The sequence below is a fragment of the Pseudomonas sp. Q1 genome (genome assembly GCF_009935975.1).
Lineage (GTDB): Bacteria > Pseudomonadota > Gammaproteobacteria > Pseudomonadales > Pseudomonadaceae > Aquipseudomonas > Aquipseudomonas palleroniana.
On the sequence record NZ_QODI01000001.1, the window covers coordinates 290,659 to 316,034 of the forward strand.

At 61.2% G+C, this 25,376-nt stretch carries 19 protein-coding genes and 1 pseudogene; 19 read left to right on the forward strand and 1 reads right to left on the reverse strand.

Going from position 1 to position 25,376, the window contains the following annotated elements; translation table 11 throughout:
* Window positions 1-29: 29 nt before the first annotated feature.
* Complete coding sequence (locus DK870_RS01220) at window positions 30-1,394, reverse strand: formimidoylglutamate deiminase (RefSeq protein ID WP_161547696.1); 1,365 nt, start codon at window positions 1,392-1,394, stop codon at window positions 30-32.
* A gap of 147 nt (window positions 1,395-1,541) precedes the next feature.
* Between DK870_RS01220 and hutC the strand changes: the two genes are divergently transcribed.
* The 19 genes and pseudogenes from hutC to DK870_RS01315 all read left to right on the forward strand — a co-directional run bounded on the left by hutC (window position 1,542) and on the right by DK870_RS01315 (window position 25,221).
* On the forward strand, window positions 1,542-2,252 hold the full coding sequence (gene hutC / locus DK870_RS01225) for a histidine utilization repressor (RefSeq protein ID WP_235594029.1): 711 nt from the start codon (window positions 1,542-1,544) through the stop codon (window positions 2,250-2,252).
* The gene (locus tag DK870_RS01230; RefSeq protein WP_161547697.1) at window positions 2,249-2,809 is read left to right on the forward strand and encodes a HutD family protein; all 561 of its coding nucleotides are present in this window, start codon (window positions 2,249-2,251) and stop codon (window positions 2,807-2,809) included. Before hutC ends, DK870_RS01230 begins: the two co-directional genes overlap by 4 nt.
* 381 nt (window positions 2,810-3,190) lie before the next feature.
* The gene (gene hutU / locus DK870_RS01235) at window positions 3,191-4,894 is read left to right on the forward strand and encodes a urocanate hydratase (protein WP_161547698.1); all 1,704 of its coding nucleotides are present in this window, start codon (window positions 3,191-3,193) and stop codon (window positions 4,892-4,894) included.
* Between the two features lie 53 nt (window positions 4,895-4,947).
* Window positions 4,948-6,408: a cytosine permease gene (locus tag DK870_RS01240; protein WP_161547699.1), complete on the forward strand. Its 1,461-nt coding sequence runs from the start codon at window positions 4,948-4,950 to the stop codon at window positions 6,406-6,408.
* Between the two features lie 69 nt (window positions 6,409-6,477).
* Entirely contained in the window at window positions 6,478-7,443 is a 966-nt protein-coding gene (locus DK870_RS01245) for an ABC transporter substrate-binding protein (protein WP_060754584.1), read from the forward strand.
* A 72-nt stretch (window positions 7,444-7,515) separates the two neighbouring features.
* A complete protein-coding gene (locus DK870_RS01250) occupies window positions 7,516-8,367 on the forward strand; it encodes a proline/glycine betaine ABC transporter permease (RefSeq protein ID WP_161547700.1) in 852 nt (283 codons plus the stop codon).
* Window positions 8,364-9,188 (forward strand): glycine betaine/L-proline ABC transporter ATP-binding protein, encoded by an 825-nt coding sequence (locus DK870_RS01255; RefSeq protein WP_060754582.1) that lies wholly within the window; start codon window positions 8,364-8,366, stop codon window positions 9,186-9,188. Before DK870_RS01250 ends, DK870_RS01255 begins: the two co-directional genes overlap by 4 nt.
* Window positions 9,189-9,319: 131 nt before the next feature.
* Entirely contained in the window at window positions 9,320-10,828 is a 1,509-nt protein-coding gene (hutH, locus tag DK870_RS01260; RefSeq protein WP_161547701.1) for a histidine ammonia-lyase, read from the forward strand.
* A gap of 39 nt (window positions 10,829-10,867) precedes the next feature.
* Complete coding sequence (gene hutH / locus DK870_RS01265) at window positions 10,868-12,406, forward strand: histidine ammonia-lyase (protein ID WP_145977739.1); 1,539 nt, start codon at window positions 10,868-10,870, stop codon at window positions 12,404-12,406.
* Between the two features lie 183 nt (window positions 12,407-12,589).
* Window positions 12,590-13,999, forward strand: a complete 1,410-nt coding sequence (locus DK870_RS01270) for an amino acid permease (protein WP_104995286.1) — start codon at window positions 12,590-12,592, stop codon at window positions 13,997-13,999.
* A gap of 15 nt (window positions 14,000-14,014) precedes the next feature.
* Window positions 14,015-15,220 carry an imidazolonepropionase gene (hutI, locus tag DK870_RS01275; protein WP_161547702.1) on the forward strand — a complete coding sequence of 402 codons (1,206 nt, stop codon included), beginning with the start codon at window positions 14,015-14,017 and terminating at the stop codon, window positions 15,218-15,220.
* Window positions 15,221-15,231: 11 nt separating this feature from the next.
* Window positions 15,232-16,032: an N-formylglutamate deformylase gene (gene hutG / locus DK870_RS01280; protein WP_104995288.1), complete on the forward strand. Its 801-nt coding sequence runs from the start codon at window positions 15,232-15,234 to the stop codon at window positions 16,030-16,032.
* 178 nt (window positions 16,033-16,210) lie between these two features.
* Window positions 16,211-17,146: a choline ABC transporter substrate-binding protein gene (locus tag DK870_RS01285; RefSeq protein WP_060754578.1), complete on the forward strand. Its 936-nt coding sequence runs from the start codon at window positions 16,211-16,213 to the stop codon at window positions 17,144-17,146.
* A gap of 73 nt (window positions 17,147-17,219) precedes the next feature.
* Window positions 17,220-18,149 (forward strand): alpha/beta hydrolase, encoded by a 930-nt coding sequence (locus tag DK870_RS01290; RefSeq protein WP_090367331.1) that lies wholly within the window; start codon window positions 17,220-17,222, stop codon window positions 18,147-18,149.
* 103 nt (window positions 18,150-18,252) lie between these two features.
* Window positions 18,253-19,224 carry a prolyl aminopeptidase gene (gene pip, locus DK870_RS01295; RefSeq protein ID WP_090367329.1) on the forward strand — a complete coding sequence of 324 codons (972 nt, stop codon included), beginning with the start codon at window positions 18,253-18,255 and terminating at the stop codon, window positions 19,222-19,224.
* Window positions 19,221-19,658, forward strand: coding sequence for a D-aminoacyl-tRNA deacylase (dtd, locus tag DK870_RS01300; protein ID WP_161547703.1), 438 nt, complete (start codon window positions 19,221-19,223; stop codon window positions 19,656-19,658). The genes pip and dtd overlap by 4 nt, the downstream gene beginning before the upstream one ends.
* A 267-nt stretch (window positions 19,659-19,925) precedes the next feature.
* Window positions 19,926-21,671, forward strand: a complete 1,746-nt coding sequence (locus tag DK870_RS01305) for a glucan biosynthesis protein G (RefSeq protein ID WP_161547704.1) — start codon at window positions 19,926-19,928, stop codon at window positions 21,669-21,671.
* A pseudogene (gene mdoH / locus DK870_RS01310) lies at window positions 21,664-24,272 on the forward strand (glucans biosynthesis glucosyltransferase MdoH). Before DK870_RS01305 ends, mdoH begins: the two are co-directional and overlap by 8 nt.
* 148 nt (window positions 24,273-24,420) lie before the next feature.
* Window positions 24,421-25,221: a transporter substrate-binding domain-containing protein gene (locus DK870_RS01315; RefSeq protein ID WP_161547706.1), complete on the forward strand. Its 801-nt coding sequence runs from the start codon at window positions 24,421-24,423 to the stop codon at window positions 25,219-25,221.
* Window positions 25,222-25,376 lie beyond the last annotated feature (155 nt).

The window sequence follows — 25,376 nt, forward strand, 5'->3', positions numbered from 1 at the left end:
CCGCTCCCACATTTGTCATATGTCGCCAGTTAGCTCAGTAAATCCTTCAAGACTTGCGTGAACGCCCGGCTGCTTTCTTCCTCGCCGGCATGATGACCATCGCGCACCACCCATTTCCCGTTCACCAGCACATCGCGCACTTGGCGATCACCGCCGGCAAACAGCCAGCGGTTGAGAATGCCGTCGTCTACCGCAGTCGCCAGATACGGGTCACTGCCGTCCAGCACAATCCAATCCGCACGCTTGCCCACTTCCAGGCGGCCAATCGGCTGCCCCAGCGCCTGGGTGCCGCCATCCAGTGCCGCATCGAACAGCGTGCGGCCAACCATCGGCTGATCACTGCGATACAAACGATTACGCCGCTGGTCACGCAGGCGTTGACCATATTCCAGCCAACGCAACTCTTCCACCACGCTCAGCGAGACATGGCTGTCGGAACCGATGCCCATGCGCCCGCCCTGGGCGAGGAAATCCACGGCTGGGAAAATGCCGTCACCCAGGTTGGCTTCAGTCGTCAGGCACAAACCGGCAATCGCGCGGCTCTGTGCCATGCGTTTCACTTCGTCGGCATCCGCATGGGTGGCGTGCACCAGGCACCAGCGCTCATCGACCTCGACGTTGTCATACAGCCACTGGAGTGGGCGCTTGCCGCTCCAGGCCAGGCAGTCATCGACTTCTTTCTGCTGTTCGGCGATATGGATATGCACCGGGCAGGCCTTGTCGCTGGCGGCCAGGACAGCACTGATCTGCTGTGGCGTGACGGCACGCAGGGAGTGAAAGCACAGGCCCAGCGCCTGCGCCGGTTGCGTTGCAAGAATCGGTTTGAGCCGCGCCTGCAGGTCGAGGTAGTTTTCGGTGCTGTTGATAAAGCGTCGCTGGCCGTCATTCGGTGCCTGGCCGCCAAAGCCTGCGTGGGTGTACAGCACCGGCAGCAACGTCAGGCCGATGCCGCTGCTCGCTGCCGCCTGGCTGATCTGCCGCGAAAGCTCCGTGCGGTCGGCGTATGGCTGGCCGCTGGCGTCATGGTGCACATAATGAAATTCGGCCACTGAGGTGTAACCGGCCTTGAGCATTTCGATGTACAGCTGGCGGGCGATAACGTGCAGTTGGTCCGGGTTGATCTTGCCGACCATGCGGTACATCAAGTCACGCCAGGTCCAGAAACTGTCATTCGGGTTGCCTGCCACTTCCGCCAAGCCGGCCATCGCGCGCTGAAACGCGTGGGAGTGCAGATTCGGCATACCGGCCAGCACCGGGCCTCTCAGCCGTTCGGCAGCGTCCGCACTGGCATTGACCTCAACTTTCGTCAGCAGCCCATCGGCGCCGACTTCAAGACGTACATCATTGGCCCATCCATTAGGCAGCAGCGCGCGTTCGGCAAAGAAAGCGGACATGATCAAGGCACCCCGGTCGTGTGTTTATTTGTATATACATATACAGACGTTTGCCTGCTCGGTAAACTCCGGCAATCTATGCATCTTTTCCCCCTGCAAGGATTCCCTGTGCCGACTCCGCCCGCCAACTCTTCGCTGGCTGCCCACATGGACGAAAGTCCGGCGCCCTTGTATGCCCGCGTCAAACAGATGATCAGCCAGCAAATCCTCACCGGCAACTGGCCGCCGCATTACCGCGTGCCGTCGGAGAGTGAATTGGTCAGCGAGCTGGGCTTCAGCCGCATGACCATCAACCGCGCCCTGCGTGAACTGACCGCCGAAGGTTTGCTGGTACGCATGCAAGGCGTCGGCACTTTCGTTGCCGAGCCCAAGAGCCAGTCGGCGCTGTTTGAAGTACACAACATTGCCGATGAAATTGCCTCGCGTGGTCATCGGCATACGTGCAAGGTCATCCACCTGGGCGAAGAAGCGGCCGGCTCCGAGCGCGCCGTCGCCCTGGAAATGCGCGAAGGCGGGCGGGTGTTCCACTCGCTGATCGTGCATTTCGAAAACGATATTCCCGTGCAAATCGAAGACCGCTTCGTCAACGCCCTGGTCGCACCGGAATACCTGCAACAGGATTTCACCCTGCAAACGCCCTACGCGTATTTGAACCAGGTCGCGCCGCTCACCGAGGGCGAGCACGTGGTCGAGGCGATCCTCGCTGACGCCGAGGAGTGCAAGCTGTTGCAGATCGAACCGAGCGAGCCGTGCCTGTTGATTCGCAGGCGTACCTGGTCGGGCCGTCAGCCGGTAACGGCGGCGCGGTTGATCCACCCCGGTTCCCGTCACAGCCTGGAAGGACGTTTCAGCAAATGAGTGCAGTGAAAGTCTGGCGCGCCACCGATTACGTGCGCATGCCGTGGAAAAACGGCGGTGGCAGCACCGAAGAAATCACCCGCGACTCAGGTATTGGCCTGGATGGTTTTGGCTGGCGCCTGTCGATTGCCGATATCGGCGAATCCGGTGGCTTCTCCACCTTCTCCGGCTACCAGCGCGTGATCACGGTGATCAAAGGTGCAGGCATGGTGCTGACGGTGGATGGTGAAGAGCAGCGCGGGTTGTTGCCGTTGCAGCCGTTCGCGTTCAAGGGTGAAAGCGAGGTGTCATGCCGCCTGATCACCGGGCCCATCCGTGACTTCAACCTGATCTATTCGCCGCAGCGTTACCACGCAAGGTTGCAGTGGGTGGATGGCGTGCAACGTTTTTTCAGTACGGCGCAGACGGTGTTGGTGTTCAGCGTCGCCGATGAGGTAAAGGTGCTGGACCAGACGCTGGGCCATCACGATTGCCTGCAAATCGACGGTAACACCGGCCTGCTGGATATCGCTGTAACAGGCCGCTGCTGTCTGATCGAACTGACGCCACTCGGTTAAAACTGTGGGAGGGGGCTTGCTCCCGATAGCGGTGGATCAGTCAGTTCATCTGTAGCTGACCCACTGCAATCGGGGGCAAGCCCCTCCCACATTTGTTTCCCATTGCTCTCAAGATCTGTTTCCAACCCGCGCACCAGTTTGTTACCGAACGCCCCAGCGTGGCGCAAAGCCACGCCGTCGTGACAAAACACCCTCCCTGTAAAACGTCTTCGTAAGAAATTTCACCATGTCTCGAAGCCTTGATTTTCAAGGCTTGCGCACGCCTTCAAAAAAACCTGCAGCGCATCTTCAAAAAGTTGGCCGCTTGATTGCATATGCTTGTATGTACAAGTAAAGATGTGTGCGTAAGACTCTCCTTCGCACCATCCCAGTTCGCGCATCATGCCGAGGAGTCCAGTCGTGACCGATTTTTCTAAAGCCAAGCCTACAAAATACCGTGACGTCGAAATCCGCGCGGCCCGCGGTAACACACTCACTGCCAAAAGCTGGCTGACAGAAGCGCCACTGCGCATGCTGATGAACAACCTCGACCCACAAGTGGCCGAAAACCCGAAAGAATTGGTGGTGTACGGCGGCATCGGTCGTGCGGCGCGCAACTGGGAATGCTACGACCAGATCGTCGAGAGCCTTACTCAACTCAATGACGATGAAACCCTGCTGGTGCAATCCGGCAAGCCGGTCGGCGTGTTCAAGACCCACAGCAATGCCCCGCGTGTGCTGATCGCCAACTCCAACCTGGTGCCGCACTGGGCCAGTTGGGAACACTTCAACGAACTGGATGCCAAGGGCCTAGCCATGTATGGCCAGATGACCGCCGGCAGCTGGATCTACATCGGCAGCCAGGGCATCGTCCAGGGCACCTACGAAACCTTCGTCGAAGCCGGTCGCCAGCACTACAACAGCGACCTTACCGGCCGCTGGGTTCTCACCGCCGGCCTCGGCGGCATGGGCGGCGCGCAACCCCTGGCTGCCACCTTGGCCGGCGCGTGCTCGCTGAACATTGAGTGCCAGCAGGTCAGCATCGACTTCCGCCTCAACAGCCGTTATGTCGACGAGCAGGCCACCGACCTCGACGACGCCCTGGCCCGCATCGCCAAGTACACCAAGGAAGGCAAGGCCATCTCTATCGCCTTGCTGGGTAACGCTGCGGAGATCCTGCCGGAACTGGTCAAGCGTGGCGTGCGCCCGGATATGGTCACCGACCAGACCAGCGCCCACGACCCACTCAACGGCTACCTGCCGGCCGGCTGGACCTGGGACGAATACCGCGCCCGCGCCAAGACCGAACCGGCTGCCGTGATCAAGGCCGCCAAGCAGTCGATGGCCGTGCATGTCAAAGCCATGCTGGAATTCCAGAAGCAAGGCATCCCGACGTTCGACTACGGTAACAACATCCGCCAGATGGCCCAGGAAGAAGGCGTGGAAAACGCATTCGACTTCCCAGGTTTCGTACCGGCCTACATCCGCCCACTGTTCTGCCGTGGTATCGGCCCGTTCCGTTGGGCGGCGCTGTCCGGCGACCCGCAGGACATCTACAAGACCGACGCCAAAGTCAAAGAGCTGATCCCGGACGACGCCCACCTGCACAACTGGCTGGACATGGCCCGCGAGCGCATCAGCTTCCAGGGCTTGCCGGCACGTATCTGCTGGGTTGGCCTGGGCCAGCGCGCCAAGCTGGGCCTGGCGTTCAACGAAATGGTGCGCAGCGGCGAGCTGTCGGCACCGGTGGTGATCGGCCGTGACCATCTGGACTCCGGCTCGGTATCCAGCCCGAACCGCGAGACCGAATCGATGCAGGATGGGTCCGACGCCGTTTCCGACTGGCCGCTGCTCAACGCCTTGCTCAACACCGCCAGCGGCGCGACGTGGGTTTCGCTGCACCACGGCGGCGGCGTGGGCATGGGCTTCTCCCAGCACTCCGGCATGGTGATCGTCTGCGACGGTACCGATGAAGCGGCCGAGCGCATTGCTCGCGTGCTGCACAATGACCCGGCAACCGGCGTGATGCGTCACGCGGATGCCGGTTACCAGATCGCGATCGACTGCGCCAAGGAACAGGGCCTCAATCTCCCGATGATCAAATAACCCCATTTGACGGGCAATCAACCAGAAAACAATCCATCAGAGGTTGAACACACATGGCTGCAAATGACGCACGTGCAAGCACCACCCCGTTGATCGAAAGGCGTTCGATCGACTACATCCCGGAAGCGGAAAGACACGGTCGTCTATTTAGCCAGTTCACCCTGTGGATGGGTGCCAACCTGCAAATCACCGCGATTGTCACCGGGGCCCTGGCCGTGGTGCTGGGCGGTGATGTGTTCTGGTCGTTGATCGGTCTGTTGATCGGCCAACTGATCGGCGGGGGCGTCATGGCGTTGCATGCGGCGCAGGGGCCCAAGCTTGGCCTGCCGCAGATGATCTCCAGCCGGGTGCAGTTCGGCGTGTATGGCGCAGCCATCCCGATCGTGCTGGTCTGCCTGATGTACCTCGGCTTCACCGCCACCGGGACGGTGTTGTCCGGTCAGGCGCTGGGCCAGTTGTTCGGGGTCAGCGACAGCGTCGGCATCCTGCTCTTTGCCAGTGTCATCGTGCTGGTCACGGTCCTGGGTTACCGCGTGATCCACTTCATCGGCCGTGTCGCCAGCGTGATTGGGGTGATCGCCTTTGTGTACCTGTTCAGTCGCCTGATGAGCCAGACCGACATTGGCGCTCTGCTGCAGATCCGCCACTTCAGCTGGAGCAGTTTTCTGCTGGCGGTGTCGCTCGCGGCCTCCTGGCAGATCGCCTTCGGCCCTTACGTGGCGGACTACTCGCGTTATCTGCCGAGCAAGACGTCATCGGTGAAAACCTTTTTCGCCGCCGGCGCAGGTTCGGTCGTCGGCGCACAGGTGGCGATGATCCTCGGCGTGTTCGCGGCAGCCATGTCCAACGGGCAGTTCGCCGGTCACGAAGTGGCCTACATCGTTGGCTTGAGCGGTACGGGGGCCACCGCTGCGTTGCTGTATTTCAGCATCGCGTTCGGCAAGGTCACCATTTCTACGCTGAACTCCTACGGCAGTTTCATGTGCATTGCGACCATCATCAGCGGCTTTCGCGGTCGCCTGGAGGTCACGCGCCTGCAGCGCCTGGTGTTCGTGCTGGTCATTGTCGGCACCGCAACCCTGATCGCGTTGCTCGGCCAGCATTCGTTCCTCGGGGCGTTCAAGTCTTTCATCCTGTTCCTGCTGGCGTTCTTTACGCCCTGGAGTGCGATCAACCTGGTGGACTACTACTGCATTACCCGCGAGCGCTATGACGTGCCGGCGCTGGCCGACCCGAACGGTCGTTACGGTCGCTGGAACCTGCTCGGTATCAGCGTCTATGTCTTCGGCGTGCTGGTGCAGTTGCCGTTTATCTCCACCAAGTTCTACACCGGTCCCCTGGTCGCCGCCCTGGGTGACGTGGACATTTCCTGGATCATCGGCCTGGTACTGCCGGCGGCCCTGTATTACGTGTGTGCGAAAAAATGGCACGGCACGGTACCCGACCACCTGATCCTGCCGGTAGAGCAGGGCGCTACACCAACAACGACAAACGGGCTGGCTGCACAAGCCTGATGGGACGTGGACAGGGCAGGATGCCTACTGACTGCCGTAATCCATTTCAAGTTTGGGAGCGTTACAACAATGAAAATGAATAAGACCCTGCTGGCCAGCGTGCTCTGTGCCGGTTTACTCGCCAGCGCTGGTGCCCAGGCAGCAGGTTGGTGCGAATCCGGTAAACCGGTGAAGTTTGCCGGCCTGAACTGGGAAAGCGGCATGTTGCTCACCGACATCCTGCAAACCGTGCTTGAAAAAGGCTACGGCTGCAAAACCGACAGCCTGCCGGGCAACTCCATCACCATGGAAAACGCCCTGAGCAGCAATGACATCCAAGTGTTTGCCGAAGAGTGGGTCGGCCGCAGCGAAGTCTGGAACAAAGCCGAGAAGGCCGGCAAAGTCGTCGGCGTCGGTGCGCCTGTGGTCGGCGCTATCGAAGGCTGGTACGTGCCGCGCTACGTGATCGAAGGCGACGCCAAGCGCAAGCTGGAACCCAAGGCGCCGGGCCTGAAGAACATCGCCGACCTCGCCCAATACGCCTCGGTCTTCAAGGACCCGGAAGAGCCGTCCAAAGGCCGTTTCTATAACTGCCCGGCCGGTTGGACCTGTGAGCTGGACAACAGCGAAATGCTCAAAAGCTACGGCCTGGAAAGCACCTACACCAACTTCCGTCCGGGCACTGGCCCCGCGCTGGATGCGGCGGTGCTGTCGAGCTACAAGCGTGGCGAGCCGATCCTGTTCTACTACTGGTCGCCGACGCCGCTGATGGGCCAGGTCGACCTGGTCAAGCTGGAAGAAAAACCGGGTGTGGATAAAAGCGTGAGCATCAAGGTCGGCTTGTCCAAGACCTTCCACGAGCAGGCGCCGGAACTGGTGGCCGTGCTGGAGAAGGTCAACCTGCCGATCGACTTGCTGAACCAGAACCTGGGCCGCATGGCCAAAGAGCGAATTGACTCGCCAAAACTGGCGAAACTGTTCCTCAAGGAACATCCTGAAGTCTGGCACGCATGGGTGAGCGACGACGCAGCCAAGAAAATCGACGCGGCCTTGTAGGTCAAGCGTACCCGGCTACCCTGAGGGGCGAGCCGGGTGCCTGCCCACAACCCACTGGATCGAGAGCACGCTATGTTTCCTGAGAGTTTTACGTTTTCCATTGCCGACTGGGTCAACGGTTGGGTGGATGCGTTGGTCACCAACTATGGCGATGTGTTCCGGCACATTTCCGACACCCTGCTATGGGCCATCGTCAACCTGGAAGGCTTGCTGCGCGCAGCGCCCTGGTGGCTGATGCTGATTATCGTCGGGGGGGTCGCCTGGCACGCCACCCGCAAAGTGGTCACCACTGCCGTCATCGTTGGCCTGCTGTTCCTGGTGGGCGCGGTTGGCCTGTGGGACAAACTGATGCAAACCCTGGCGCTGATGATGGTCGCCACGGTGATTTCGGTGCTGATTGGCATTCCCTTGGGCATTCTGTCGGCGCGCAGCAACCGCTTGCGTTCGGTATTGATGCCGTTGCTGGACATCATGCAGACCATGCCCAGCTTCGTGTACCTGATCCCGGTGCTGATGTTGTTCGGCCTGGGCAAGGTGCCGGCGATCTTCGCCACGGTGATCTACGCCGCACCGCCGCTGATTCGTCTCACCGACCTGGGGATTCGCCAGGTCGACGGCGAAGTCATGGAGGCCATCAACGCGTTTGGCGCCAACCGCTGGCAACAACTGTTCGGTGTGCAACTGCCGCTGGCCCTGCCGAGCATCATGGCCGGGATCAATCAGACCACCATGATGGCGTTGTCCATGGTGGTGATCGCTTCGATGATCGGCGCCCGTGGCTTGGGTGAAGATGTGCTGGTCGGCATCCAGACTCTCAACGTCGGCCGTGGCCTTGAAGCGGGCCTCGCGATCGTGATTCTTGCAGTGGTCATTGACCGCATTACCCAGGCCTATGGGCGTCCACGGCATGAGGCGAGCAAATGACTACCGTCAGCAAAATCGAAGTTAAAAACGTCTTCAAGATTTTCGGCAACCGCGCCCAGGAAGCCCTGGCGCTGGTGGGCCAGGGCAAGACCAAGGACCAGGTGCTGGCCGAGACCGGTTGTGTGGTCGGCGTGAACGATTTGTCCCTGAGCATCGGCACCGGCGAGATCTTCGTGATCATGGGCCTGTCCGGCTCCGGCAAGTCCACGCTGGTACGCCACTTCAACCGCCTGATCGACCCTACCAGCGGCGCGATCCTGGTGGACGGCGAAGACATCCTGCAGCTGGACATGGAGGCCCTGCGCCAATTCCGTCGACACAAGATCAGCATGGTCTTCCAAAGCTTCGGCCTGCTGCCCCACAAGAGTGTGCTCGACAATGTCGCCTACGGCCTGAAAGTGCGCGGCGAAAGCAAGCAGGTCTGCGCTGAACGTGCCCAACACTGGGTCGAAACCGTGGGCCTCAAAGGCTACGAAAAAAAATATCCGCACCAGCTCTCCGGTGGCATGCGCCAGCGCGTGGGCCTGGCGCGTGCGTTGGCGGCCGACACTGACATCATCCTGATGGACGAAGCCTTCAGCGCCCTCGACCCGCTGATCCGCGCCGAAATGCAGGACCAATTGCTGGAACTGCAGAAGACCCTGCACAAAACCATCGTGTTCATCACCCATGATCTCGATGAGGCCGTGCGCATCGGCAACCGCATTGCGATCCTCAAGGACGGCAAGCTGATCCAGGTCGGTACGCCGCGGGAGATCCTGCACTCACCTGCGGATGAGTATGTGGACCGGTTTGTTCAGCGGCGGGCGGCGGTGGTCTAGATGATGATTGTTCCCACGCTCTGCGTGGGAATGCCATCCCGTGACGCTCTGCGTCACTCCCTACAGCGGGACGCCTAGCGTCCCAGGCGGCACTCCCACGCAGAGCGTGGGAACGATCAAAAGGTATGAAGATGTCCCAGCCTGCAAAAATCATCATCGCCGACGCTCCGCTGCGTTGGCAGGACGTGGTCGCCGTGGCCCGTCACGGCGCGGTACTCGAGCTTTCGGGGCAGGCCTGGGCGCGGATCGACAATGCCCAGGCCATCGTGCAGCGCATCGTCACCAGCGGTGAGCGCGCCTATGGCGTGAACACCGGCCTGGGCGCGCTGTGCAATGTGTCGCTCAAGGGTGAGCAGCTCAGCCAACTGTCGCGCAATACGCTGTTGAGCCATGCCTGTGGCGTCGGCCCGGTGCTGAGTGACGAACAGACCCGCGCAATCATTTGCGCGGCCGTGATCAATTACAGTCATGGCAAATCCGGCCTGCACCCGCAGGTGGTGCATTCGCTGCTGGCGCTGCTCAACCACGGCATCACGCCGCAAGTACCGTCCCAGGGTTCGGTGGGCTACCTGACCCACATGGCCCATGTCGGCGTGGCCTTGCTGGGGGTTGGCAACGTGAGCTATCGCGGTCGGATCGTCACGGCGCAACAGGCCCTGGATGCGGAAGGTCTGCAGCCGGTGGCGCTTGGCGCCAAGGACGGCCTGTGCCTGGTCAACGGCACGCCGTGCATGACCGGCCTGAGCTGCCTGGCCCTGGCCGATGCCCACCATCTGCTGCAATGGGCCGATGTGATCGGGGCCATGAGCTTCGAGGCGCAGCGCGGGCAAATGGATGCGTTCGACGAAGCAATCATCGCGCTTAAACCGCACCCCGGCATGCAACAGGTCGGCATCAACCTGCGCGCCTTGCTCGACGGCAGCGAGGTGATCGCCAGCAGCAAAGGCATCCGCACCCAGGACGCGCTGAGCATCCGTTCGATCCCGCAGATCCACGGTGCGGCGCGTGATCAAGTGGAACACGCTACCCGCCAGATCGAGACCGAACTCAACAGTGCCACTGACAACCCGTTGCTGCTCGGCACGCCGGACCACTACCGCGTGGTGTCCCAGGCCAATCCTCACGGCCAGTCCGTCGCCTTGGCGGCCGACCTGCTGGCGATTGCCATGGCGGAAATCGGCTCGGTGGCCGAACGTCGCCTGGACCGCCTGATCAACCCTCATGTCAGCGGGTTGCCGGCATTCCTGGTCAGCAACCCCGGCGTCAACTCCGGGATGATGATCGTGCAGTACGTGGCCGCTTCCCTGTGCGGGCAGAACCGTCAGTTGGCGCAACCGGCGGTACTCGACAATTTCGTCACTTCGGGCCTGCAGGAAGACCACCTGAGCATGGGCACCAACGCTGCGCTCAAACTGCATCAGCTATTGGCCAACGTCACCCAGATCCTGGCCATCGAGTACCTGCTGGCGGCCCAGGCATTTGAATTCCTCAAAGATCAGCGCTTCGGCGCAGGTACCGACAGGGCCTGGCGTTTGCTGCGTGAAGTGGTCCCCGCGTACGAGCAGGACCGCTGGCTGGCGCCGGATATTGCAGCCGCCGCCCAGTTGCTCAAAGACACTGCACTACCGAATTTGCACTGAACCCCTATCCCGTATTCAAAAGAATAATTCACAAGGAGTATGAATGTGACTGCGCTAAATCTGATTCCAGGCCAACTGAGTCTTGCTCAACTGCGGGCCATCTACCAACAGCCGGTAACCCTCAGCCTGGATGACAGCGCCACGGCGCAGATCGATGCCAGCGTCGCCTGCGTGGAGCAGATTCTCGCCGAGAACCGCACCGCCTACGGCATCAACACCGGTTTCGGCTTGCTGGCCTCGACCCGTATCGCCAGCGAAGACCTGGAAAACCTGCAGCGCTCCCTGGTGCTGTCGCACGCCGCCGGCGTCGGCGAGCCGATCAGCGATGCGTTGGTGCGGCTGATCATGGTGCTCAAGGTCAACAGCCTGAGCCGTGGCTTCTCCGGGATTCGCCGCCAGGTCATCAACGCGCTCATCGCGCTGATCAACGCCGAGGTGTACCCGCACATTCCGCTTAAAGGCTCGGTGGGTGCCTCCGGTGACTTGGCGCCATTGGCCCATATGTCGCTGGTGCTGCTCGGCGAAGGCAAGGCGCGTTACAAGGGCCAATGGCTGGAAGCCACAGAAGCGCTGAAAGTCGCCGGCCTGACGCCACTGACCCTGGCCGCCAAAGAAGGCCTGGCGCTGCTCAACGGTACCCAGGTGTCCACGGCCTATGCCCTGCGTGGCCTGTTCGAAGGCGAAGACCTGTTCGCCGGCGCCCTGGCGTGCGGTGGCCTTACCGTGGAAGCCGTGCTCGGCTCGCGCTCGCCGTTCGATGCGCGCATTCACGCGGCACGCGGCCAGCGTGGCCAGATCGATTCGGCAGCGGCCTATCGTGACCTGCTGGGTGACAGCAGCGAAGTGTCCAAGTCGCACCAGAACTGCGACAAAGTGCAAGACCCGTACTCCCTGCGCTGCCAGCCGCAAGTCATGGGCGCCTGCCTGACCCAGTTCCGCCAGGCTGCCGAAGTGCTGGTGGTGGAAGCCAATGCCGTGTCGGACAACCCATTGGTATTTGCTGCCGAAGGTGACGTGATCTCCGGCGGTAACTTCCACGCCGAACCGGTGGCCATGGCTGCCGACAATATCGCCCTGGCCATCGCCGAAATCGGCTCCCTGAGCGAGCGTCGTATCTCGTTGATGATGGACAAGCACATGTCGCAACTGCCGCCGTTCCTGGTGGGCAATGGCGGGGTGAACTCCGGCTTCATGATCGCCCAGGTGACGGCGGCGGCGCTTGCCAGTGAGAACAAGGCGTTGGCCCATCCCCATAGTGTCGACAGCCTGCCGACGTCCGCCAACCAGGAAGACCATGTGTCGATGGCTCCGGCTGCCGGCAAGCGTTTGTGGGAAATGGCTGAAAACACCCGTGGCATCCTGGCAGTGGAATGGCTGGCTGCCTGCCAGGGCCTGGATCTGCGCGATGGCTTGAAAACCTCGACGAAACTGGAAAAAGCCCGCGGCCTGCTGCGCGCCAAAGTCGGCTTCTACGATAAGGACCGCTTCTTCGCCCCGGACATCAATGCCGCCAGCGAACTGCTCGCCAGCCGCTGCCTGAATGAACTGGTGCCGGCCAAGTTGTTGCCAAGCCTCTAACCGCAAACCTGTAGTGAGCGGGCTTGCCCGCGCTGGGTGGCAAAGCCGCCCCAACAAGGACGCCGCGGTTCTTCGGATAGACCGAGGTGCCTGGTATCGGGGCGGCTTCGCCGCCCAGCGCGGGGCAAGCCCGCTCACTACAGGCTCGGTTTTTCTCGGGATAAGAATAATTAGGGAAGAGAAATGCACCAGCAAGAAAAGGGTTTGAAACGCGGGCTTTCAGCTCGACATATTCGCTTCATGGCACTCGGTTCGGCCATCGGCACCGGGTTGTTCTACGGCTCCGCCTCCGCCATCCAGATGGCCGGTCCTGCCGTGCTTCTGGCCTACCTGATCGGCGGCGCCGCCGTGTTCATGGTGATGCGTGCCCTTGGCGAGATGGCGGTGCACAACCCGGTGGCCGGTTCTTTTGGCCAATACGCCAGTACCTACCTGGGGCCTATGGCCGGCTTCATCCTCGGTTGGACCTACGCGTTTGAAATGATCATCGTCTGCCTCGCCGACGTCACCGCCTTCGGCATCTATATGGGCTTCTGGTTTCCGGAAGTTGCGCGCTGGGTCTGGGTGCTGGGCATCGTGTTTCTGATCGGCGGCCTGAACCTGTGCAACGTCAAAGTCTTTGGCGAAATGGAGTTCTGGCTGTCGCTGCTCAAGGTCGGCGCCATTGTCGCGATGATCCTCGGCGGCTTGGGCATCATGCTCTTGGGCATTCACTCGGCCGGTGAAACCCAGGCCAGTGGCCTGAGCAACCTCTGGGCCCATGGCGGTTTTATGCCCAACGGCGTCGGTGGCTTGATCGCCTCGTTCGCGGTGGTGATGTTCGCCTTCGGTGGCATTGAAATCATCGGCATCACCGCCGGTGAAGCCAAGGACCCGCAACGCGTGATCCCCAAGGCGATCAACGCCGTGCCGTTGCGCATCCTGTTGTTCTACGTGCTGACGTTGTTTGTATTGATGGCGATCTACCCATGGCCGCAGATCGGCAGCCAGGGCAGTCCGTTTGTGCAGATCTTCAGCAACCTCGGCATCGGCTCGGCAGCGACCATCCTCAATATTGTGGTGATTTCGGCGGCGGTGTCGGCCATCAACAGTGACATCTTCGGCGCCGGTCGCATGATGTACGGCCTGGCCCAGCAAGGGCAGGCGCCCAAGGGGTTTGCCCGGTTGTCCCGGCAGGGCGTGCCATGGATGACCGTGGTGGTGATGGGCGCGGCGTTGCTCGGCGGCGTAGTGCTCAACTACCTGATCCCGGAAAACGTGTTCCTGCTGATCGCCTCGATTGCCACGTTTGCCACCGTGTGGGTGTGGCTGATGATCCTGTTCACCCAGGTGGCCATGCGCCGTTCCATGACCCGGGAGCAAGTGGCCGAGTTGAAATTCCCGGTGCCGTTCTGGCCCTATGCGCCGGCTGCGGCCATCGTCTTCATGCTGTTCGTGTTTGGCGTGCTGGGGTACTTCCCGGACACCCAGGCCGCTTTGCTGGTCGGGGCTGTATGGATCGTGTTGTTGGTGGTGGCTTACCTGCTGTGGGTCAAGCCCGCTGCCGGACAAGCGGCCAAGGTCCATTACGAGTCGGTTCTGTCTCATCGTTAACTTAGGGAGGCGTTGATGAAAACGCTTTGGCAACACTGCCACGTCGCAACCATGGCTCATGGCAAGTACTCGATCATCGAGGATGCCGCCATGGTCACCGCAGGTTCGCTCATCGAGTGGATCGGCCCCCGCAGCCAGGCGCCGATGGCGGACTACGCCCAGGTGCATGACCTGCAAGGCGCGTGGGTTACCCCCGGGCTGATCGACTGCCACACCCACACGGTGTTCGGCGGCAATCGCAGCGGCGAATTCGAGCAGCGCCTGGAAGGCGTCAGCTATGCCGAAATCGCGGCCAAGGGTGGCGGTATTGCCAGCACCGTGCGCGCCACCCGTGCCGCCACCGAAGACGAACTGTTCGAAAGCAGCCGCAAGCGCCTGCGCAGTTTGTTGCGTGACGGCGTGACCACGGTCGAGATCAAGTCCGGTTACGGCCTGGACCTGGTCAACGAACGCAAGATGCTGCGGGTTGCGCGGCGCCTCGGCGAAGCTCTCCCGGTCAGCGTGCGTGCGACATGCCTGGCTGCCCACGCATTGCCGCCGGAGTACAAGGATCGCGCCGACGCTTACATCGAACACATCTGTACCGAGATGCTGCCCGCCCTGGCAGCCGAAGGGCTGGTGGATGCGGTGGATGCCTTCTGCGAATACCTGGCGTTTTCCCCGGAGCAGGTGGAGCGTGTGTTCAAAGTCGCCCAGCAACTGGGCCTGCCGGTGAAGCTGCACGCCGAGCAACTGTCATCGTTGCATGGCTCCAGCCTGGCGGCGCGCTATCACGCGTTGTCGGCGGACCATCTGGAATTCATGACCGAAGCCGACGCCATCGCCATGGCCGCCTCCGGCACCGTCGCCGTCTTGCTGCCGGGCGCGTTCTACTTCCTGCGCGAAACCCAACTGCCGCCGATGGACGCCCTGCGCAAACACGGGGTGAAGATCGCCATCGCCAGCGACCTCAACCCCGGCACTTCGCCCGCGCTGTCGGTGCGCCTGATGCTGAACATGGCCTGCACCCTGTTCCGCATGACCCCGGAAGAAGCCCTGGCCGGCGCCACCCAATATGCGGCCACTGCCCTGGGGATGGGGGACACCCATGGTTCGCTGGAAGTGGGCAAGGTTGCGGACTTTGTCGCATGGCAGATCGATCGTCCCGCCGACCTGGCCTACTGGCTGGGTGGCGAGCTGGATAAACGCGTTGTGCGCCATGGCGTCGACGTCACTGTTTGAGGAGTGTTGTTGTGGATAAGGTTCTGACATTCAAACAAGGCCGTGTACCGCTGTTGATCAGCATGCCCCACGCCGGTGTGCGCCTGACGCCGGCCGTCGAAGCCGGCTTGATCCCCGAGGCGCAAAGCCTGCCGGACACCGACTGGCACATCCCTACGTTGTATGACTTTGCCGAAGAACTGGGCGCCAGCACCCTGGCGGCCGAGTACTCGCGGTTTGTGATCGACCTTAACCGCCCGTCTGACGATAAGCCGTTGTATGTCGGTGCAACCACCGGCCTGTACCCGGCGACCTTGTTCGACGGCGTGCCGTTGTTCCGTGAAGGGCTGGAACCCGACGAGAGCGAACGCGCCAGCTACCTGCAAAAGGTCTGGGGGCCGTATCACCGCACGCTGCAAGAGGAACTGGCCCGGCTCAAGGCCGAGTTCGGCTATGCCTTGCTGTTCGATGCGCACTCGATCCGTTCGGTCATCCCGCACCTGTTCGACGGGAAATTGCCGGACTTCAACCTCGGCACGTTCAACGGCGCCGCCTGCGACCCGGAGTTGGCCAGTCAGCTTGAGGCTATCTGCGCCAGCCATCCGCAGTACACCCATGTGCTGAACGGGCGCTTCAAGGGTGGGCACATCACCCGGCACTACGGTAACCCGGCCCAGGACATCCATGCCGTGCAGCTGGAGTTGGGGCAGTGCACTTATATGGAAGAGTTCGAACCGTTCCGTTATCGCGCGGACCTGGCCGAGCCGACACGCGTGGTGTTGAAGCAGTTGCTGGAGGCGTTTTTGGCCTGGGGGCAAAAGCGCTACGGCTGAACTGTCATCGGGAGCAATGCCCCTAGCTGTGTGAACCCGATCAAAGGTGGGAGGGGGCTTGCCCCCGATGACGCGTGTACAGTCGCCACAGTGCAACTGTCGGTCGCCACCGTTCGTGTTCAGAGCATCCCTGCTGGGTAAGGTTGTTGAATAAAAACAGCCGAGTGAGCCCGCATCCATGAAAAAACTGTTGTTGTCCCTCACTGGTGCCGTGCTGCTCAGCGCGAATGCCATGGCCGCCGAGCCAAGTTCCTGCAAAAACATCCGTATGGGCGTGGTCAGCTGGACCGATGTGATCGCCACCTCCGGCATGGCCGACGTATTGCTCAACGGCCTGGGCTACGACAGCAAGCAGACCAGCGCCGTGCAGCAGATCATCTTTGCCGGGATTCGCGACAAGCGCCTGGATATCTTCCTGGGTTACTGGAAGCCGGCGATGGACAACAACATCGCCCCGTTCCTGGCGGCCAAGCAGGTCAAGGTGTTCGACAAACCCAGCCTCGCCGACGCCCAGGCGACCCTGGCCGTGCCGCAATACGTTGCGGATGCGGGCCTGAAAACCTTCGCCGATATCACCCGCTTCAAGGACAAGCTGGGCGGCAAGATCTATGGCATCGAGCCCGGCAGCGGGGCCAACACCGATATCCAGAAGATGATCGACACCGACCACTTCGGCCTCGGCGGTTTCAAGCTGGTCGCTTCGGGGGAGGCCGGCATGCTGGCGGCGGTGCAGCGCGCAGTGAATCGCAAGGAGTTCGTGGTGTTTGTGGGTTGGACCCCGCACCCGATGAACATCAATATGAAGATGACCTACCTTACCGGCAGTGACGATGTGTTTGGCCCTGACGAAGGCCGCGCCACGGTCTCCACCGTCACCGCGCCGGACTTCGCCGAGCGCTGCCCCAATGCGAACCGGCTGCTGGAGAACCTGACCTTCACTGCCGCCCAAGAAAGCCAGTTGATGGTACCGATCATGGAGCGCCAGTCGCCCCAGGATGTGGCCAGGCAGTGGCTGCGCGATCACCCCGAGGATTTGCAGCGCTGGCTGGCCGGGGTTACGGCGTTTGATGGCAGTGATGGCACGGCGGCGGTTCAGGCCAGCCTCAAGCCCTGAGGCAATCACAAATCCAAATGTGGGAGCAGGGTTGCTCCCACAGTTTGATCTTCATTGCTAAGGATATGCGCGCATGTATCCAATTTCTCCGCAGCTTGCTGCTTTCGTCGCCAAAACCGAATCTTTCACCAGTGACGACTCATCCCTGGCCAGTTTGCGCCAGAACTACGACCGCATGTGCCAGGCATTCACCCCGCCGAAACCAGCGGGCTTGCAGGTCGGTGACTTCACCCTGGCCGGCGTGCGCGTGCGCAGTTATCTGCCGACTGCGTCCACTCCACCTGATGGCTGGCCATGTCTTTTTTATATACATGGCGGTGGCTGGATCGTCGGTGGGTTGGATTCCCATGATTTCATCTGCTTCGAACTGGCCAGCACGCTGCAGGTGCTGGTCATCGCCATCGACTACCGCTTGGCGCCGGAGCATCCGTTCCCGGCAGCTTATGACGATTGCCGCGACGTGTGGCAGGCCGTCCAGGCAGGGCAGGCGCCCCACGCTATCAACCTGCAACGTCTGGTGGTGATCGGCGACAGTGCCGGCGGCAACCTGGCAGCGGCGTTGTGCCAGGGTCTGCGGGATGCTGGCCAAGCGTTGCCCAAGGTTCAGGTGCTGATTTACCCAGGCTTGGGTGGCCCGGCCGATTTGCCGTCGCGTCGTGATTGCAGGGACGCGCCGCTGCTCAGCACCGACGACACCGATTATTACGCGCGGCTGTACCTGCAAGGTGCAGGCAAGCCATCGGCTTATGCCATGCCGTTGTTGGCCGAGGACTTGCGCCGTTTGCCCAGCGCCCTGGTCGCGGTGGCCCAATTCGACCCGCTACGCGACGACGGCATGTTGTATGCCGAGCGCTTGCAAGCGGCGGGTGTCAATGCCGTGCTGTACCCGGGTAAAGGTCTGATCCATGGCTGTTTGCGCGCACGCGGCCAAGTGCCGGAGGTGGATCGGCTGTATGACTATCTGCTGCAGTTCCTGAGGAGCGAAGTGCTGACACAGGTCTAATTGCTCAAGGACATGCTCATTGCACAATTCGGGTTTATGATGCCAGACGGCAAAATAATAGACGTCCCCCCAGGGATGAACCCGACACCCTACGGAGCGCGCAATGCAGACTTGGTACCCGCAGATCAAACCCTACGCCCGGCACGATCTGGCAGTCGATGACGTCCACACGCTGTATGTCGATGAAAGTGGCTCTCCCGAAGGCTTGCCGGTTATTTTCATCCATGGTGGCCCAGGTGCCGGTTGCGACGCCAACAGCCGCTGCTACTTTGATCCGAACCTGTACCGCATCGTCACCTTCGACCAGCGCGGCTGCGGGCGCTCCACTCCTCGCGCCAACCTGGAAAACAACACCACCTGGGATCTGGTCGCCGACATGGAGCGCATCCGCGAACACCTGGGCATCGATAAATGGGTGCTGTTCGGTGGCTCCTGGGGCTCGACCCTGGCCCTGGCCTACGCGCAAACCCATCCGGAGCGCGTACATGGCCTGATTGTGCGCGGCATTTTCCTGGCTCGTCCCAAGGACATCCACTGGTTCTACCAGGAGGGCGCCAGCCGCATGTTCCCGGATTACTGGCAGGATTACCTCGCGCCTATCCCGCAGGATGAGCGCCATGATTTGCTGGGTGCCTACCACAAACGCCTGACCGGCAACGACCAGATCGCCCAGATGCACGCGGCCAAGGCGTGGTCGACCTGGGAAGGGCGCATGCTGGGCCTGTGCCCCAACCCTGCGCAGGTGGAGCGGTTTGCCGAGCCGCAGCGTGCGCTGTCCATCGCTCGCATCGAGTGCCATTACTTCACTAACAACTCATTCCTCGAGCCCGACCAGCTGATTCGCGACATGCACAAGATCGCCCATCTGCCTGGCGTAATCATCCATGGCCGCTACGATATGATCTGCCCACTGGATAACGCCTGGGAACTGCATCAGGCGTGGCCCAACAGTGAGCTGCAGGTTATTCGCGAGGCTGGCCATGCCGCATCCGAACCCGGCATCACCGATGCTTTGGTGCGTGCCACCGGGGAAATGGCCCGCAACCTGCTTGACTTGCCGCCTGAAGAAGCATGAAGGGCTTGTTGCAACGGGTGTGCGGCGCCCGGGTCGAGGTGGCGGGCGATATCGTAGGGGCGATCGACCAGGGTTTACTGGTGCTGGTCGCCGTCGAGCCTTCAGATACGCCCGAGAGCGCCGACAAACTTTTGCACAAGCTGCTTAACTATCGAGTGTTCGGCGATGATGAGGGCAAGATGAACTTGTCTTTGAAGGACATCGACGGTGGTTTGCTGCTGGTGTCGCAATTCACCCTGGCAGCGGATACCAAGAGCGGGCTGCGGCCGAGCTTCTCCACGGCGGCCCCTCCGGCGCTGGGAGCGGCGCTTTTTGAACACTTGCTGTTACAAGCGCAACAATTGCATGGCAAGGTAGCGTCAGGGCGTTTTGGCGCTGATATGCAGGTGCATTTGGTCAATGATGGCCCTGTGACCTTCCTCTTACAGACATGAATGTATTAAAAACGACTTTAATGCCTAAAAACGCAGGGTTTCACTACAAATACTTCGTTGTCCCTGATGCGTTGTTTCGCGGGCTACTAGATAATCGCGCGCTACGGGGATCAGCGTTGTTTGGTCCATTTTTGATTTAGGTAGAGACTTGTCCGATAGCCTTTTGGGGAATCATTTTGACCCAGGGGAGTCGGAACAATGCTCGCCAACCTGGCATATAGATAGCTGGCCGTTGGTTTTTTGATCTGTTTTCGGCGAGGGTTGCTCGTGATTGTTAGTCCCTGTAATGCACCAAAATTGTCTGCCAAACGGTTACGAAACGCACTGGTGACGGGCTCTGCCCTGTTTTGCCTGTTCGGCGCGGGTCAACTGTGGGCATTCAGTCTGGATGATGTGTCGGCCAAGGCAAAAGAGCTGGCCGGGCAAAAATACGAAGCTCCGCGCAGCAATTTGCCAAACGAATTCCGCGAAATGAAATTCGCTGACTACCAGAAGATTCGTTTCCGCAACGAAAAAGCCGAGTGGGCTGATCAGAACACCCCGTTCAAACTGTCCTTCTATCACCAGGGTATGCATTTCGATACACCGGTGAAAATCAACGAAGTGACCGCCGACAGCGTCCAGGAAATCAAGTACGACCCGACTCGTTTCGATTTCGGCGACGTGAAGTTTGACCCTAAAGCCACCGAACAGCTGGGTTATGCCGGTTTCCGTGTGCTGTACCCGATCAACAAGGCCGACAAGCAAGACGAAATCATGACCATGCTGGGCGCGAGCTATTTCCGCGTTGTCGGCAAGGGGCAGACTTATGGCTTGTCCGCCCGTGGCATGGCGATCGACACTGCCTTGCCGTCCGGCGAGGAGTTCCCGCGTTTCACCGAGTTCTGGATCGAGCGTCCGAAACCGGGCGAGAAACAACTGGTGATCTTTGCCTTGCTCGACTCTCCACGGGCCACCGGCGCGTATCGCCTGACCCTGCGTCCGGGCGCCGACACCATTGTCGACGTCAAGTCCCAGATGTTCCTGCGCGACAAGGTCAGCAAGCTGGGCGTTGCCCCGCTGACCAGCATGTACCTGTTCGGCGCCAACCAGCCGTCCAAGGTGCTCAACTACCGTCGTGAGCTGCACGACTCCAGCGGCCTGTCGATCCATGCCGGTAACGGCGAGTGGATCTGGCGCCCGCTGAACAACCCTAAACACCTGTCGGTCAGCAGCTTCGCCGTGGAAAACCCGAAAGGTTTCGGCCTGCTGCAACGCGGTCGCGACTTCAGCCACTACGAAGACCTGGACGACAACTACGACAAGCGCCCAAGCGCCTGGATCGAGCCCGAAGGCGACTGGGGCAAAGGCACCGTCAGCCTGGTGGAAATTCCAACCGCCGATGAAACCAACGACAATATCGTTGCCTTCTGGAGCCCGGAAAACCTGCCTGAAGTCGGTCAGCCGCTGGACGTTTCCTACCGCCTGCACTGGACCATGGACGAGAAAGCCCTGCACCCGAGCGATAGCGCCTGGGTCAAGCAGACCCTGCGTTCCACCGGTGACGTGAAGCAGTCCAACCTGATTCGCCAGCCTGACGGCAGCGTGGCCTACCTGGTGGACTTCGAGGGCCCGTCTCTCAAGGCACTGCCTGCGGACGCCCCGGTGCGCAGCCAGGTGAGTGTCGGCGACAACGCCGAACTGGTTGAAAACAGCGTGCGTTACAACGAGCACACCAAAGGCTGGCGCCTGACCCTGCGAATGAAGATCAAGGACGCAGGCAAGCCGACCGAAATGCGTGCGGCGCTGGTGCAAGATGTTCCTCCTCCGGCGCCTGAGCAGGACTCGAGCCACGTGCTCAAGGCCGACAAGGTCCTGGCCAAGCAGCACGAGAAACAGGCCAAGAAAGACGTCAAGGATGCGAAAGACAAGGAAGCCAAACAGCCCGAAGCTGCCCCTGCCACCCCAGAGCCGGCCAAGACCGAACAAGTCCTGACCGAGACCTGGAGCTACCAGTTGCCTGCCGATGAGTAATTCACAAGCCAAACCAGAAACTCTGTCCGAGTACCTGGCGCATCTCCCGTTGACTGCCGAGCAGCGCGCCGAACTGGCGGGCTGCACCTCCTTCAGCGAATTGCACGAACGCCTGTCGTCGAAGACGTTCGACGCACCGACCGACGCCGCCCAAGCGTCGGTTGGCACGCGCTTGACCCTCAGTACCGCCGAGGAACTGCAAGACGCCGAAATGCTCGCGCTCGACGCCAGCGGCCGGGTCAGCCTGAAGGCCACGCCGCCGATCCGTCGGACCAAGGTGGTGCCCGAGCCATGGCGTACCAACATCCTGGTACGTGGCTGGCGCCGCTTGACCGGTCGCACCAACCCACCCAAGCCGCCGAAAGACGAGCGTGTATTGCCCGCTGCGCGCTGGCGTACCGTCGGTTCGATCCGCCGCTATATCCTGCTGATCTTGATGCTTGGCCAGACCATCGTGGCCGGCTGGTACATGAAGGGCATCATGCCGTACCAGGGCTGGTCGCTGGTCGACTTCGACGAGATCCGCAACCAGACCCTGCTGCAAACCGCCACGCAGGTACTGCCTTACGCTCTGCAAACCAGCATCCTGATCATGTTCGGGATCTTGTTCTGCTGGGTCTCGGCGGGTTTCTGGACTGCGCTGATGGGCTTCCTGGAACTGCTTACGGGGCACGATAAATACCGCATCTCCGGTAAAAGTGCCGGTGACGAGCCGATTCCGAAGGACGCCCGTACCGCGCTGGTCATGCCGATCTGCAACGAAGACGTGCCCCGGGTATTTGCCGGTTTGCGCGCTACCTTCGAGTCGGTGGCCGCCACGGGCGACCTGGACCGCTTCGATTTCTTCGTGCTCAGCGACAGTAACGACGCCGATATCTGCATCGCCGAACAACAGGCCTGGCTGGACGTGTGCCGCGAAGCCGGTGGCTTCGGCAAGATCTTCTACCGCCGCCGTCGCCGCCGCGTTAAGCGTAAAAGCGGTAACCTCGACGACTTCTGCCGTCGCTGGGGCGGTGACTACAAGTACATGGTGGTGCTCGACGCCGACAGCGTGATGAGCGGCGAATGCCTGACCAGCCTGGTACGCCTGATGGAAGCCACGCCGGACGCGGGGATTATCCAGACCGCGCCGCGTGCGTCGGGCATGGACACGCTGTATGCGCGCATGCAGCAGTTCGCCACCCGCGTGTACGGCCCGTTGTTTACTGCCGGCCTGCACTTCTGGCAGTTGGGTGAATCCCACTACTGGGGCCACAACGCAATCATCCGCATGAAGCCGTTCATCGAGCACTGCGCCTTGGCGCCGTTGCCAGGCAAAGGCGCATTCGCCGGTGCGATTCTGTCCCACGACTTCGTCGAAGCTGCGCTGATGCGCCGTGCCGGCTGGGGCGTGTGGATCGCCTACGATTTGCCGGGCAGCTACGAAGAACTGCCGCCCAACCTGCTGGATGAACTCAAGCGTGACCGGCGCTGGTGCCACGGCAACCTGATGAACTTCCGCCTGTTCCTGGTCAAGGGCATGCACCCGGTGCACCGTGCGGTGTTCCTCACCGGCGTGATGTCCTACCTGTCGGCGCCGTTGTGGTTCTTCTTCCTGGTGTTGTCGACCGCGCTGCTGGCGGTCAATACCCTGATGGAGCCGCAGTACTTCATGGCGCCGCGCCAGTTGTACCCGCTGTGGCCGCAATGGCATCCGGACAAGGCGGTGGCGCTGTTCTCCACCACCATCGTGCTGCTGTTCCTGCCTAAACTGCTGAGCATCATCCTGATCTGGGCCAAGGGCGCGAAAGAGTTCGGTGGCAAGTTCAAGGTGACGCTGTCGATGCTGCTGGAGATGCTGTTCTCCATGCTGCTGGCGCCGGTGCGGATGATCTTCCACACCCGCTTCGTACTGGCCGCGTTCCTCGGTTGGGCTGCGACCTGGAATTCGCCGCAACGTGACGACGATTCCACGCCATGGAGCGAGGCCGTCAAGCGCCACGGTCCGCAAACCGTGCTGGGCTTTTTGTGGGCCTTGTTGGTGGTGTGGTTGAACCCAAGCTTCCTGTGGTGGCTGATCCCGATCGTCGGCTCGCTGATGTTGTCGATCCCGGTGTCGGTGATCTCCAGCCGGGTCAAGTTGGGCCTCAAGTCCCGCGACGAGAGCCTGTTCCTGATCCCCGAGGAGTACAACCCGCCGCAAGCGCTGTTGTCGACCGAGCAGTACACCCACGAAAACCGTTGGCACGCCCTGCATGACGGGTTTGTACGCTCGGTGGTCGACCCGCAGCAGAACGCCCTGGCCTGCGCCCTGGCGACTTCGCGCCACCGTCAGGCGGAGCCGATCGAGCACCTGCGTGCCGAGCGGGTGCGTCATGCGTTGAAAGTCGGCCCGGCCGCACTCAGCAACGCTGAGCGCCTGGCCCTGCTCAGCGATCCGGTAGCCCTGGCCCGCCTGCACCAGCAGGTCTGGAGTGAAGGTCACGCCGAATGGCTGGGTGCTTGGCGTGCCTCGATCAAGGCTGATCCGCACGCGCCGTTGCTGCCGCTGCAACCGCTGTCGTCCCAGGCCCAACCGGCCTGATTCAGACGCCCCCGAAGGCTCACTTCGGGGGCGCTTGAAACGCTGGTCCTACGGCGTTTCGCGTCTCTTCCTTTTTGTTCTAACTCCTTGTTATTTCGAAACAAAAGACCTCGATTCGAGGCGTATTGCCGTGCCTGTGGCTGGGGTAGCATCGCCCCCCAGATTTGACTTGCCACGGGGGTATTCATGTTCAAGAGGTACGGTTCAGCATGGCTGATCGGCGTTGTCGCAGGCATCTACGCAGGTTGGTTGAATGCCGGTGCCCTCGATGATGCGGTTCGACGGGGAGTGCTGAGGGTCGGCACGACGCCCACCTACATCCCCTTTGAAATGACGAATAAGCAGGGGCGCATCGTCGGCTTCGAGATCGACCTGCTGCAGACCATGAGCCGTGCATTGGGGGTCGAGCTCGAGTTGGTGGCGGTGCCCTATACCGAGTTGCTGCCTGGCCTGATGACCAAGCAGTTTGACCTGATCGGCAGTGGCATGACGGTGACCCAGGAGCGCAACCTGAAACTGAATTTCAGCGACTCCTTTATCGTGGTCGGCCAAACCATCCTGCTGCACCCAAGCCTGGCCGGTAGGGTTTCCAGTATTGAAGACCTGGACAGTGCCGAGTACCGCGTCGCCGCCACTGCAGGCACCACCGGGTTGGCGGCGGCGCAGCGCTTCCTGGGCGCGGCGCGCCTGAGCAGTTTCGCAACCCCTGAAGAAGGTGTGCGTCAGGTCGTGGAGGGCAAGGCGGATGCCTTTGTGCACGATGCACCCTACAACCTGATTGCAATGACCCGCCCCGAGAACAGTGCGTTGCTGGTGCTCGAACAACCCTTCACCTTCGAACCGCTGGCCTTCGGCCTGAAGAAGGGCGACTACGATAGCCTCAACTGGATCAACCACTTCCTCAATCAGGTGGCCCAGGACGGGACCTACGATCGCCTGCACGACAAGTGGTTCAAGGACACTGCCTGGATGGCGGAAATCGACTGAAAGTCATAACTGTTTACACATAACCCAATGGACGAGTGACGAGGGCAATGTGTCTACGCCCATGCTTCGCTGCACCCATGTGGGGCATTTCCGACATACGCCGATAACATTTACCCGTGAAACCTTTGTGACGGGCAACGAGTGGGTTAGGATCG

Excerpts from the sequence above, each read along its gene's own strand:
- DK870_RS01270 (WP_104995286.1), top strand. The coding sequence starts at position 12,590 with ATGCACCAGCAAGAAAAGGGTTTGAAACGCGGGCTTTCAGCTCGACAT.
- hutH (WP_145977739.1), top strand. The coding sequence starts at position 10,868 with ATGAATGTGACTGCGCTAAATCTGATTCCAGGCCAACTGAGTCTTGCT.
- DK870_RS01290 (WP_090367331.1), top strand. The coding sequence starts at position 17,220 with ATGTATCCAATTTCTCCGCAGCTTGCTGCTTTCGTCGCCAAAACCGAA.
- DK870_RS01250 (WP_161547700.1), top strand. The coding sequence starts at position 7,516 with ATGTTTCCTGAGAGTTTTACGTTTTCCATTGCCGACTGGGTCAACGGT.
- DK870_RS01245 (WP_060754584.1), top strand. The coding sequence starts at position 6,478 with ATGAAAATGAATAAGACCCTGCTGGCCAGCGTGCTCTGTGCCGGTTTA.
- pip (WP_090367329.1), top strand. The coding sequence starts at position 18,253 with ATGCAGACTTGGTACCCGCAGATCAAACCCTACGCCCGGCACGATCTG.
- DK870_RS01220 (WP_161547696.1), bottom strand. The coding sequence starts at position 1,394 with ATGTCCGCTTTCTTTGCCGAACGCGCGCTGCTGCCTAATGGATGGGCC.
- DK870_RS01315 (WP_161547706.1), top strand. The coding sequence starts at position 24,421 with ATGTTCAAGAGGTACGGTTCAGCATGGCTGATCGGCGTTGTCGCAGGC.
- DK870_RS01230 (WP_161547697.1), top strand. The coding sequence starts at position 2,249 with ATGAGTGCAGTGAAAGTCTGGCGCGCCACCGATTACGTGCGCATGCCG.
- hutC (WP_235594029.1), top strand. The coding sequence starts at position 1,542 with ATGGACGAAAGTCCGGCGCCCTTGTATGCCCGCGTCAAACAGATGATC.
- hutU (WP_161547698.1), top strand. The coding sequence starts at position 3,191 with ATGCCGAGGAGTCCAGTCGTGACCGATTTTTCTAAAGCCAAGCCTACA.
- hutI (WP_161547702.1), top strand. The coding sequence starts at position 14,015 with ATGAAAACGCTTTGGCAACACTGCCACGTCGCAACCATGGCTCATGGC.
- dtd (WP_161547703.1), top strand. The coding sequence starts at position 19,221 with ATGAAGGGCTTGTTGCAACGGGTGTGCGGCGCCCGGGTCGAGGTGGCG.
- DK870_RS01285 (WP_060754578.1), top strand. The coding sequence starts at position 16,211 with ATGAAAAAACTGTTGTTGTCCCTCACTGGTGCCGTGCTGCTCAGCGCG.
- DK870_RS01240 (WP_161547699.1), top strand. The coding sequence starts at position 4,948 with ATGGCTGCAAATGACGCACGTGCAAGCACCACCCCGTTGATCGAAAGG.
- DK870_RS01255 (WP_060754582.1), top strand. The coding sequence starts at position 8,364 with ATGACTACCGTCAGCAAAATCGAAGTTAAAAACGTCTTCAAGATTTTC.
- hutH (WP_161547701.1), top strand. The coding sequence starts at position 9,320 with ATGTCCCAGCCTGCAAAAATCATCATCGCCGACGCTCCGCTGCGTTGG.